The organism is Pseudomonas violetae, from assembly GCF_023072615.1.
GTDB lineage: Bacteria > Pseudomonadota > Gammaproteobacteria > Pseudomonadales > Pseudomonadaceae > Aquipseudomonas > Aquipseudomonas violetae.
Window position 1 is genome coordinate 98632 of record NZ_JAKNRW010000017.1, and the last position, 9820, is coordinate 108451.

The 9820-nt window shown below is 57.7% G+C and carries 12 protein-coding genes and 1 pseudogene; 7 read left to right on the forward strand and 6 right to left on the reverse strand.

The features are described from left to right. Positions 1-67: 67 nt before the first annotated feature. Positions 68-388, forward strand: a complete 321-nt coding sequence (locus tag L9059_RS31045; protein WP_428480285.1) for a DUF2515 family protein — start codon at positions 68-70, stop codon at positions 386-388. Between the two features lie 305 nt (positions 389-693). On the opposite strand, the gene soxR is transcribed toward L9059_RS31045, so the two are convergent. After that, the gene (gene soxR, locus L9059_RS19125; RefSeq protein ID WP_247292499.1) at positions 694-1149 is read right to left on the reverse strand and encodes a redox-sensitive transcriptional activator SoxR; all 456 of its coding nucleotides are present in this window, start codon (positions 1147-1149) and stop codon (positions 694-696) included. Positions 1150-1243: 94 nt separating this feature from the next. On the opposite strand from soxR, the gene L9059_RS19130 reads away from it, so the two are divergent. Next, positions 1244-1609, forward strand: coding sequence for an antibiotic biosynthesis monooxygenase (locus L9059_RS19130; RefSeq protein ID WP_247292500.1), 366 nt, complete (start codon positions 1244-1246; stop codon positions 1607-1609). Between the two features lie 75 nt (positions 1610-1684). Here the strand turns inward: L9059_RS19130 and L9059_RS19135 are convergent. Then, positions 1685-1835 (reverse strand): annotated as a pseudogene (locus L9059_RS19135) (sigma 54-interacting transcriptional regulator); the annotation flags it as partial. A gap of 135 nt (positions 1836-1970) precedes the next feature. On the opposite strand from L9059_RS19135, the gene L9059_RS19140 reads away from it, so the two are divergent. The 4 genes from L9059_RS19140 to L9059_RS19155 all read left to right on the forward strand — a co-directional run bounded on the left by L9059_RS19140 (position 1971) and on the right by L9059_RS19155 (position 6190). Continuing rightward, on the forward strand, positions 1971-2240 hold the full coding sequence (locus tag L9059_RS19140; RefSeq protein WP_247292501.1) for a hypothetical protein: 270 nt from the start codon (positions 1971-1973) through the stop codon (positions 2238-2240). Positions 2241-2338: 98 nt separating this feature from the next. Further along, positions 2339-2953 carry a LysE family translocator gene (locus L9059_RS19145; RefSeq protein ID WP_247292502.1) on the forward strand — a complete coding sequence of 205 codons (615 nt, stop codon included), beginning with the start codon at positions 2339-2341 and terminating at the stop codon, positions 2951-2953. Positions 2954-3157: 204 nt separating this feature from the next. Then, positions 3158-4315, forward strand: coding sequence for a cysteine desulfurase family protein (locus tag L9059_RS19150; protein WP_247292503.1), 1158 nt, complete (start codon positions 3158-3160; stop codon positions 4313-4315). A gap of 66 nt (positions 4316-4381) precedes the next feature. Continuing rightward, positions 4382-6190 carry an aminopeptidase P family protein gene (locus L9059_RS19155; RefSeq protein ID WP_247292504.1) on the forward strand — a complete coding sequence of 603 codons (1809 nt, stop codon included), beginning with the start codon at positions 4382-4384 and terminating at the stop codon, positions 6188-6190. 37 nt (positions 6191-6227) lie between these two features. On the opposite strand, the gene L9059_RS19160 is transcribed toward L9059_RS19155, so the two are convergent. Beyond that, positions 6228-6818, reverse strand: coding sequence for a 2-hydroxychromene-2-carboxylate isomerase (locus L9059_RS19160; RefSeq protein WP_247292505.1), 591 nt, complete (start codon positions 6816-6818; stop codon positions 6228-6230). A gap of 36 nt (positions 6819-6854) precedes the next feature. After that, the gene (locus L9059_RS19165; RefSeq protein WP_247292506.1) at positions 6855-7583 is read right to left on the reverse strand and encodes an SDR family oxidoreductase; all 729 of its coding nucleotides are present in this window, start codon (positions 7581-7583) and stop codon (positions 6855-6857) included. A 90-nt stretch (positions 7584-7673) separates the two neighbouring features. Between L9059_RS19165 and L9059_RS19170 the strand changes: the two genes are divergently transcribed. Continuing rightward, positions 7674-8225, forward strand: coding sequence for a TetR/AcrR family transcriptional regulator (locus tag L9059_RS19170; protein WP_247292507.1), 552 nt, complete (start codon positions 7674-7676; stop codon positions 8223-8225). Between the two features lie 7 nt (positions 8226-8232). Here the strand turns inward: L9059_RS19170 and L9059_RS19175 are convergent, their stop codons facing one another. Both L9059_RS19175 and rhtA read right to left on the reverse strand, forming a co-directional pair. After that, on the reverse strand, positions 8233-8514 hold the full coding sequence (locus L9059_RS19175) for a hypothetical protein (protein WP_247292508.1): 282 nt from the start codon (positions 8512-8514) through the stop codon (positions 8233-8235). A gap of 180 nt (positions 8515-8694) precedes the next feature. After that, complete coding sequence (gene rhtA, locus L9059_RS19180; RefSeq protein ID WP_247292509.1) at positions 8695-9582, reverse strand: threonine/homoserine exporter RhtA; 888 nt, start codon at positions 9580-9582, stop codon at positions 8695-8697. Positions 9583-9820 lie beyond the last annotated feature (238 nt).

Sequence of the window (9820 nt, forward strand, 5' to 3'; positions counted from 1 at the left end):
GGCTGCGATCTTTTGACCTGTTTTACCGTCATCCAACAAATACAGAAGATTGCCGGGTTCCGACGAGGTGTTATCGCTGGCGCAGAAGCAACTTATATTTGTTCACGACATGCTTGCGCTGGGAAACACCACGCTTTTTCTTGATGTGTATCCGTTGCATACATTCTATGCCGAGCGAGGGTCTCACGCGCTAGAGGCTTGCCTGCCGTCACGGAAGAGCATTTACGGGAATACCCAACATCCGGTGTTATGGCTTATTAGAGAACAAAAACTACAGTTTGGAATTAACCATGGGGAGATCCTGCAAGCGTTCGAGGCAATCGAAGCTGGCGACACAGAGAAAAGTGTTGAATGCTTGGCATGGCACGAACAGAAAAACATCCTGTAACCGTGATGGAGGCGGCAACCCAGTTTGATGGCTTGCTCCGGCGCTCTGATCGCCACCTGATCGAACAAGCCATTCGAGACTTTGCAGCGGGTAGTGGCGTCCGATGAACCCCTTAAGACGCTGTAGCATGCAGCGCGGGATCGTGGCAACGATAGTCATGGCTCTACTGGGCAGGCTGGCGACAAGTATCAAGTCAAGTTGGAGGTCGATCGTTGCTGGGACCACAGGCGCCCGAAAGATGAACGCTATTTCATCACACTGTCATTGGGCAAGCCCGAGGTGAGTCCTAACTCGTAATTTTACGACTAGTCCTCCTCCAGCAAATGCGCCCCAGGCCCGCGGTCGCCCAAAACATCACCAAAATTGCGCAACGGGCATGCCTCCATCGACAGGCATCCACAACCAATACATCCATTCAACCGGTCGCGCAGCAACGCAAGCTGGTTGATCCGCTCATCCAGATCCCGGCTCCACTGGGCCGACAACACCTTCCAGTCGGCCGCCGTCGGTGCGCGGTTATCGGGCAGCGATTGCAGCGCCTTACCAATCTCTGCCAAAGGAATGCCCAGGCGTTGTGCCACCTTGATCAACGCCACTCGGCGCAACACTTCCCGCGGGTAGCGGCGCTGGTTGCCCTGGTTGCGGTTGCTCTTGATCAGGCCCTTGGTTTCGTAGAAGTGCAGCGCGGTGACTGCCACGCCGCTGCGGGCGGCAACCTGGCCGACAGTGAGTTCCCGGTGCAGGTGTTCCGAGGTCATCATTTGAAAAATCCCTCTTGACCTTGACTTAACTGGAGGTTTTACCCTGCAGGCCTTCGGATAGCAACGTCCGGCATACGCAGAGGGGGACTTTTTCATGCAGGCGCCAGAGAAAAATCGCAGCTTCACCCAACTTATCGAGTTCGAGATCGAACCCCATCAGCAACCGGCACTGGTGTCGGCGCTATCGATGCAAACCGAACGGCTGGCTCGGGACTACGCGGGATTCCTCAGTGCTAGCATCCAGGCCAGCGACGATGGCCGGCGGGTGCTCAACTATCTGCAATGGCAGACGCGTGAAGCAGGAGAAGCGGCGTTCCGGCAGTTTGAAAGTGGCGAGCAGGATTTCTGGCATTTGATTCGTGCTCACCAGGCGAAGACTGTGACCTTTGGCTCGTTCCAAGTCTTGCACAGTCTGGAGCGTAGCCATGACAACGCGCTGCACTGCCATCTGGTGGGTTAGATGGAGAGCGGCTTAAAGCGCTCACCCTGGGGGGGCGCAGGCCGGCGTTTTTCACGGCCAGTTCACTGATCGTGGCCAGCCGGCCTCGGCACTGACCGCATAGGTGCATACAACTTTCTCATTCCCCGCACAGTGCCGCCTCTCCCAGGGTTTCAGAGAAGGCGCCGCAGTTCACGGCGACAAGAGGGCGATTACGTGCGCGCAGGTTATAAATGTGCCGCGCCACCCGCTTCCATTCGGGTGTATGGCGTACCGCGCTGAAAGGTTGATACCCACTATCGAGCGCGTTGATTTCTGCCCGGCGGGGGGCGCGAGTAGCCTGTGTTCATTGCCCCGAACCCAGATGCCAGGACGCCACGCCATGAAATCTCCAATCGCCATTTTGCTGTTGCTCGCATTTTCCGTACTTGCTGGATGTGCGAGCCACGTTTCCCCGGAGTTACGCCCTTACACCCCGGAAGAAAGCCGCCAATTGGCCCTGGAAGATCTGAATCGTCGCAGCCTGTCGTTTGACGAGTACCACGCGAAAAAAGCCGAATTGCTCGGCCAGCCACAGAAAGCCTTCAGCTTTGACAAGCATGGTGAAATGAACGCCGAACACGCTGTCCAACTGCACGGTCGTCCAAGCTGAACGACTGTACCGCTCGAAGTTCTACTCAACTGTCCATGGGCTTCAGGCGAGACGTGCGATAGGGTCAGTACCTGACTGACCCTGATGGACTGCCACCGATGACGCTCTCTCCCGATCTGCTGCTGGGCTTTGCACTGTTTGCCCTGGTCACCTCGATCACTCCTGGCCCGAACAACACCATGTTGCTGGCATCTGGTGTGAACTTCGGCTTCAACCGCACCATCCCGCATATGCTCGGTATCACCTGCGGCTTTTTTGTGCTGGTGGTAGCGGTGGGTTTCGGCCTGGGCGCGGTGTTTCAAACCTATCCATTGCTTTACGCAGTGTTGCGTTACGTCGGCGCCGCCTACCTGCTGTACTTGGCGTGGAAAATCGCCCATTCCGGACCGGTTTCCGACAGCGCGGACGGCAAGGGCCAGCCGATCAGCTACCTGGGTGCGGCGGCGTTTCAGTGGGTGAATCCCAAGGCCTGGATTATGGCCATTGGCGCCATCAGCACCTACACGCCGATGCAGGGATATTTCACCAATGTCATCGTGATCGCTGCGGTCTTTGCCGTAATCAACCTGCCCAGCGTAGGCGTCTGGGCGGCCTGCGGCACGCTGTTGCGCAACGTGCTGAAAGATCGGCGCTGGTTGCGCGTATTCAACTGGGGGATGGCCGCACTGCTTGTGATATCGCTTTATCCGCTGCTGCTGGAGAGCATTGCCTGATGCATTGCTTCAACCGGTTGTCCGATGCCTGTTAAGCTCGACTTCATGAGCGTTCCGACGCACTTTTAAATGAAGTTGTACTTCTTTAACGGCCTCCGATCAGGTATTTCTAACGTTCTGGAATATCGGCGCAGCTCACGAGGCTGCGCTTTGCCGTTCCAGTAACGAGCTTCCTGATCCCGGAACCCGCTCTGCGAGACTTTTATGAATAAACGCCCTTTGTATTTCGACTACGCCGCCACCACTCCGGTGGATGAGCGAGTCATCAAGGTCATGGTCGAGTGCCTGGGTTTCACCGGTAACTTTGGTAACCCCGCGTCCAGCTCCCATGCGTTCGGTCAACAGGCCCGGCAAACCGTAGAGCATGCCCGCAAGCAAGTCGCCGATCTGGTCGGTGCCCAGGCCAATCAGATTGTCTGGACTTCAGGCGCCACCGAATCGAATAACCTTGCGCTTAAGGGCGTGGCTCAGGCCCGAGGCGTCGTTGGCGGCCATGTCATTACCAGTCAGATCGAGCACAAGGCGATACTCGACACTGCCAGGCAATTGCAGGACGCCGGGGTCGCTGTCACTTATCTGGTGCCTGATGCCGATGGCCTGATCACCCCTCAGGCGGTCAGCGAAGCCATGCGCGAGGAGACCTTCCTGGTCTCGCTGATGCTGGTCAATAACGAACTGGGCACGGTCAACGATATCGCCGCAATCGGCGAGATCGTGCGTGCGCGTGATGTCTTGTTTCATGTCGACGCTGCACAGGGTGCCGGCAAGGTCGTCATCGACCTGGCGCAGTTGCCGGTGGACTTGATGTCGTTTTCCGCCCACAAAATCTACGGCCCTAAAGGTATTGGTGCGCTGTACGTCGGCCCCCGTGCGCAACAACGCCTGCACGCGCAGATTCACGGTGGCGGGCACGAGGGAGGCTTGCGCTCGGGTACCCTGGCAACTCATCAGATCGCGGCGATGGGTGTGGCTTTCGAGTTGGCGGCGCAGTTGTTCGAGGATGAAAAAACCACCATCGCCGGTCTGCGGCAACGCTTGCTCGAACAACTCTTTAGCATTGCGGGTATTCGTCTCAATGGCAGTCCCTTGCAGCGTATTCCCCACACCCTGAGCCTGACGTTTGCCGAGGGTGAATTCAATACCGCGACGTTGCGCCACTCGATTGCGTTTTCCGCAACGTCGGCGTGCAATTCCGCCAGTAACACCCCCTCACATGTGCTGCTGGCCCTGGGGCATGACGCTCACTCGGCAAGTCGCACCATCCGCTTGAGTCTTGGACGGTTCACCACCGAGCAGGATATCGACCAGGCGGTAGACCTTATAAAAGCAGCCTGCGCCAGTGCTCCAGCATTCTGGCAATAGGGTCTTAAAGCGTCGATGCAAATCAGCGCTTCAACAATAATGATTACGTGATTAGCAGGAGACATGATGAGTACGCAGCCTTTGAACAATGGGTCAGTACCCCAGCGCCTGGCGCAAACCCGCGAGCTGATGAGCCGGGAGGGCATTCATGCACTGCTGGTGCCGTCAGCAGACCCGCATCTCTCGGAATACCTGCCGGGTTACTGGCAAGGGCGGCAGTGGCTGTCGGGGTTTCATGGTTCCGTAGGCACGCTGATCGTTACGCCGGACTTCGCCGGAGTCTGGGCCGACAGCCGTTATTGGGAGCAGGCGACCAAGGAACTCGAAGGCAGCGGTATCGAGCTGGTCAAGTTGCAACCGGGCCAGCCTGGACCATTGGACTGGCTGGCCGAGCAAACCCCAGAAGGTGGTGTGGTGGCGGTGGACGGTGCGGTGATGGCAGTGGCTTCGGCGCGAACCCTGGGCGGCAAGCTTGAGGGCCGCGGTGCACGTTTACGTACGGACATTGACCTGTTGAGCGAAGTCTGGAGCGATCGTCCGACCCTGCCGGACGAGCCGATCTATCAACATTTGCCGCCCCAGGCGACCGTCAGTCGCACAGAAAAGCTGGGAAAATTGCGCGAGGTGATGAAGGGCCGCAAAGCTGACTGGCATTTCATTGCCACTCTCGATGACATCGCCTGGTTGTTCAATCTGCGTGGCGGCGACGTGTCATTCAACCCAGTGTTTGTCTCCTTCGCCCTGATCGGTCAGAAACAGGCCACCTTGTTCGTGGCATTGAGCAAGGTCAGCGCCGAGTTGCGCGCAATCCTCGAACAGAGCGGTGTGACGCTGCGTGATTACAACGAAGTGGCTGACGCGTTGCATGCGGTACCTGCGGGCACCAGCCTGCTGATCGATCCTGCGCGGGTCACCGCTGGGCTGTTGGATAGCCTGGATAGCGGCGTAAAACTGGTCGAAGGCCTTAACCCGACCACCCTGGCGAAATCGCAAAAAAGCCTGGCTGATGCCGAGCACATCCGCCAGGCCATGGAGCAGGACGGCGCCGCACTGTGCGAGTTCTTCGCCTGGCTGGAGTCGGCTTGGGGTCGTGAGCGCATTACCGAGCTGACTATCGACGAACACCTGACGGCAGCGCGTATGCGTCGTCCGGGGTATGTGTCGCTGAGCTTCAACACCATCGCCGCATTCAACGCCAACGGCGCAATGCCGCACTACCACGCCACCGAAGAAGAGCACGCGGTGATCGAGGGCGACGGCCTGTTGTTGATCGACTCCGGCGGCCAGTATCTGGGTGGCACCACCGACATTACGCGCATGGTTCCGGTCGGTACCCCAACCGAGGAGCAGAAGCGAGACTGCACACGGGTGCTCAAAGGTGTCATCGCATTGTCCCGGGCGCAGTTCCCCAAAGGTATTCTTTCACCGCTACTGGACGCCATCGCACGCGCGCCGATCTGGGCCGAAAGCGTCGATTACGGGCACGGGACCGGCCATGGCGTTGGTTACTTCCTGAACGTGCATGAAGGTCCGCAGGTGATTGCCTATCAAGCCGCTGCCGCACCGCACACTGCCATGCAGCCGGGCATGATTACCTCCATCGAACCTGGTACCTACCGTCCTGGCCGTTGGGGTGTACGAATAGAGAACCTGGTATTGAATCGCGAGGCGGGCAAGAGCGAGTTCGGCGAGTTCCTTAAATTCGAAACGCTGACTCTGTGCCCGATAGATACCCGCTGCCTGGTGCCAGTGCTGCTGACGGAAGATGAAAAATTGTGGTTCAACGGCTATCACGCTGAAGTGCGTGAGCGCCTTGCCCCGCTGCTCGATGGGGCTGCGCTTGAGTGGTTGAACACCCGGACGGCTGCCATCTGATTATCGGAAGATCAGGCGCCGATTGCGGCGCCTGTATTCAGCTCAGGGCTTCAACCACGAAGTCCAGTCGATCCTGGCCGAAGAACAGCTGATCACCAACAAACATACTCGGTGCACCAAACACTCCTCTTTGAACCGCTCGCTCGGTGTTGTTCTTGAGCGCAGCCTTCACATCCTCGTCTGCGGTGAGTGCCAGGATTTCAGCCGGATCAAACCCGTGTTCGCTCAGCACTGCGGCGACGGTCGCCGGATCACCCAGGCTGCGACCTTCAACCCAAAGTGCCCGGAACAGGCAGTCAATAAACGCCTCAAAGCGCTCGGGGCGGCGTAGTTGCATGCCGGTCACTGCGCGCATCAACATCAGGGTATTGATAGGGAAGTGCGGATTGAATTTGAGTGGCACACCGTACCGTTTCGCGTACCGATCCAGGTCCTGGAACATGTAGCGACCCTTGGCGGCAATGGTTGCCGGTGAAGCGTTACCCGTCGCTTTGAATACACCCCCCAGCAGCATCGGCACGTAGATCAACTGGCTGTCGGTCTGCTGGCAGATCTGCGGCAGCTGGGTATAGGCCAGGTAGGTGGCCGGGCTGCCGAGGTCGAAAAAGAACTCCACGGTTTTACTCATGATCGATGTGCTCTGCTTATTATTGTCGGGAGGGGCTTACCAGCGTTCGTTCCAAGGTCGCAGGTCGAGCTCGAAGGTCCAGGCATCGCGCGGCTGACTGTGCAGGTACCAGTAATTCTCGGCGATGTGCTCGGGGTCGAGGATGCCGTCCTGGTCCTTGGTTGCGTATTTCTCGGGGAAGTTGTCGCGAATGAAATCGGTATCGATGGCGCCGTCGACCACTACGTGAGCCACGTGGATATTCATCGGCCCCAATTCCCGGGCCATGCTCTGGGCCAGGGCACGGATCCCGTGTTTGGCCCCAGCAAAAGCTGCAAAGCCTGCCGCGCCGCGCAGTCCAGCTGTAGCACCGGTGAACAGAATCGTTCCTCGCTGCCGTTGGGCCATGCGCTTGGCCACTTCGCGACCGTTGAGAAATCCTGAGAAACAGGCCATCTCCCAGATCTTGAAATATTTACGCGCAGTCTCCTCAAGGATGCTGCACGGGACGTTGGCGCCAATATTGAAGATGAACGCTTCGATGGGGCCAATCTGGCTTTCAATTTGTTCGACCAGTGCCACTACCTCCTCTTCCTTGCGGGCGTCGCAGGAAAAACCATGGGCTTCTGCACCAGTGGCCTGGATGGCATCTACCAGGGGCTGGAGTTTATCGGCGTTGCGTCGGGTTACGCAGGCGACGAACCCTTCCTGGGCAAAACGTTTGGCAATGGCGCCACCGGTAGCATCCCCGGCACCGACAACGAGTACGACCTTCTTGTTATTCATCGCAGATCCTTTAGTAAACGATCGTTAACTAAACGAACGTTATGCTACGATTCGACAGGCGTCAAGGTGATCACTACTGAGGGCAAGGCGATGCGTTACTCGGCCAACCACAAGCTGGAAACCAGAGAAAGGCTCTTGCGGAGCAGTGCTGTATCGGCGAAGAAGTCCGGGTTTTCTGCCGTCGGGGTGGATGGCCTGATGAAGGCGATCGGTTTGAGCGGAGGTGCTTTCTACAGCCACTTTTCGTCCAAGGACGAATTGTTTGCTTCGATTGTCGAGCGTGAGCTAGGGCAGAGCATGGCCCGGCTGGGTGAGGATCAGGATCTGGACCGCTGTCTGCGGCAATACCTGAGCATGGCGCATGTCGAGAGTGTTGATACGGGTTGCGCTTTGCCTGCTTTGGGCGCCGAGATCGCCCGCTCGGAGGATGCTGTTCGGCAGCAGGCGGAAAACTGGATCTGTCGGCTTCAGCAAAGCTGGGCGCAGACGCTAGGCAGCGACAGCCTTGCCTGGGCAATCCTGTCGCAGTGTATCGGGGCCTTGGTAGTCGCGCGGATGCTGGCGACACCGGATATCCAGCGCACGGTGCTGAAGTCCAGCTACGACGAGATCCGCAAGCAGATCGCAGATCTGCGAACCTGACGACCGCTTACTTGCAGATGACGATCATGCTGCGGCTGGTGTAACCGGCAGGATTGATGCCGAACGGGTAATCGCCTGGCTCCTCCACCGAATCTCCTGACTTGGCGATGACCTTGTAACCTTTGGGCACGCACGAGTTGGCAGCCTTGGTGTAGCACTTGTCCCAAGAGGACGACAGGCCGGAACAGTTGATGTGCAGCCCTTTCTTGCCGTGCTTGACCTGTGTCTTGGCGGTCGCCGCACAACCCGCAACTGCGAGTACCGCGATCAGTATCAAAATTCGTTTCATTACTATCCTTATAGCGTCCCCGGATCTGATGCCCGGGTCTGACTGCATTCGCTTTCGCTTGAAGCGTTTTGATATCCAGATCTTGAAATTCCCTGCCTGACGACCAGGTCGTCGGGCCCGGCAGGGCGTTAAACATGGCCTAATTGGCCGTCAAATACCAGACCCTCGTCAAATCCTTTATCAATCCACCGCGACCGCAGGCTTGGCATTACTGCCCATGGTCAGGGTGGCGCCGACGGATGCCAAGATAATGCACATGATGGCCATCCACTGTGACAACGAAAGGTATTCATGCAGAAAAAGTAAACCAGACAGCGCACCGAACGCGGGTTCTATACTCATCAGCGTACCGAAAGTGCGGGCAGGCATGCGTGTAAGGGCGACCATTTCCAGGGTGTAGGGCAGGGCGGTGGACAGAATGGCGACACCGATGGCCACGGGAATCAGTGATGGGGTGAGCAGGGCTGCACCTGCATGCACGATTCCTATGGGGGCGACGAACAGCGCCGCGATCATCACGCCCAATGCGGCTGTCTGTACGCCGTTGTCTGCACCGGCTTTCTGTCCGAACAGAATGTATAGCGCCCAGCACGCACCAGCCCCCAGTGCATAACCGGCACCCACGAGGTCGATGCCGCTACTGGTTGCTCCGATAGGAATCAGCAGGAGCAGGCCTATTGCAGCGAGAGCAATCCACAGGAAGTCGATGGCTCGACGGGAGGCGTAGATTGCGACGGCCAAGGGACCAGTAAACTCCAGGGCGACCGCTATCCCCAAGGGAACCGTTTGCAGGGACATATAGAAGAGGAAGTTCATGCCGCCCAGTGCCATGCCGTAGATGATGACGGTGCGCAGAGACTTGGCGGTGAGCTTGGCACGCCAAGGTCGCAGGATTAGCAGCATTATCACGCTGGCGAAGATCAGGCGCAGGGTTGTGGTCCCTTGTGCGCCTATTAATGGAAACATGCTTTTGGCCAGGGACGCGCCAGACTGGATCGATGCCATGGCTATTAATAGCAGGCCAACCGAGAACAGGGTTGAAGAGAGGGGGCGGGGCTGGTTGTTCATTTCGCGGCATCGTCCAAGGTAGGAAGCGAGAGTAATTCCATATCTGGGCAATATACTGCGCATTCGACGTTGTTACGTCTATCTCTATGCGGCAAATTCGGCTTTCTGATAGAAAAGCAGAAACAGTGCTTGACGGCAGATTTCAGATGTCTATAATTCGCCCCACTTCCGGCGCAGTCGAAACGGAAAACTCCTTGGTAAACAATGAGTTATGAAGTTTTCGACAGCGAGTTGCTTC

Bases quoted from the DNA above. Each gene is read 5' to 3' on its own strand.
- soxR (WP_247292499.1), bottom strand. From the start codon at position 1,149: ATGATGACCTCGGAACACCTGCACCGGGAACTCACTGTCGGCCAGGTT.
- L9059_RS19130 (WP_247292500.1), top strand. From the start codon at position 1,244: ATGCAGGCGCCAGAGAAAAATCGCAGCTTCACCCAACTTATCGAGTTC.
- L9059_RS19140 (WP_247292501.1), top strand. From the start codon at position 1,971: ATGAAATCTCCAATCGCCATTTTGCTGTTGCTCGCATTTTCCGTACTT.
- L9059_RS19145 (WP_247292502.1), top strand. From the start codon at position 2,339: ATGACGCTCTCTCCCGATCTGCTGCTGGGCTTTGCACTGTTTGCCCTG.
- L9059_RS19150 (WP_247292503.1), top strand. From the start codon at position 3,158: ATGAATAAACGCCCTTTGTATTTCGACTACGCCGCCACCACTCCGGTG.
- L9059_RS19155 (WP_247292504.1), top strand. From the start codon at position 4,382: ATGAGTACGCAGCCTTTGAACAATGGGTCAGTACCCCAGCGCCTGGCG.
- L9059_RS19160 (WP_247292505.1), bottom strand. From the start codon at position 6,818: ATGAGTAAAACCGTGGAGTTCTTTTTCGACCTCGGCAGCCCGGCCACC.
- L9059_RS19165 (WP_247292506.1), bottom strand. From the start codon at position 7,583: ATGAATAACAAGAAGGTCGTACTCGTTGTCGGTGCCGGGGATGCTACC.
- L9059_RS19170 (WP_247292507.1), top strand. From the start codon at position 7,674: ATGCGTTACTCGGCCAACCACAAGCTGGAAACCAGAGAAAGGCTCTTG.
- L9059_RS19175 (WP_247292508.1), bottom strand. From the start codon at position 8,514: ATGAAACGAATTTTGATACTGATCGCGGTACTCGCAGTTGCGGGTTGT.
- rhtA (WP_247292509.1), bottom strand. From the start codon at position 9,582: ATGAACAACCAGCCCCGCCCCCTCTCTTCAACCCTGTTCTCGGTTGGC.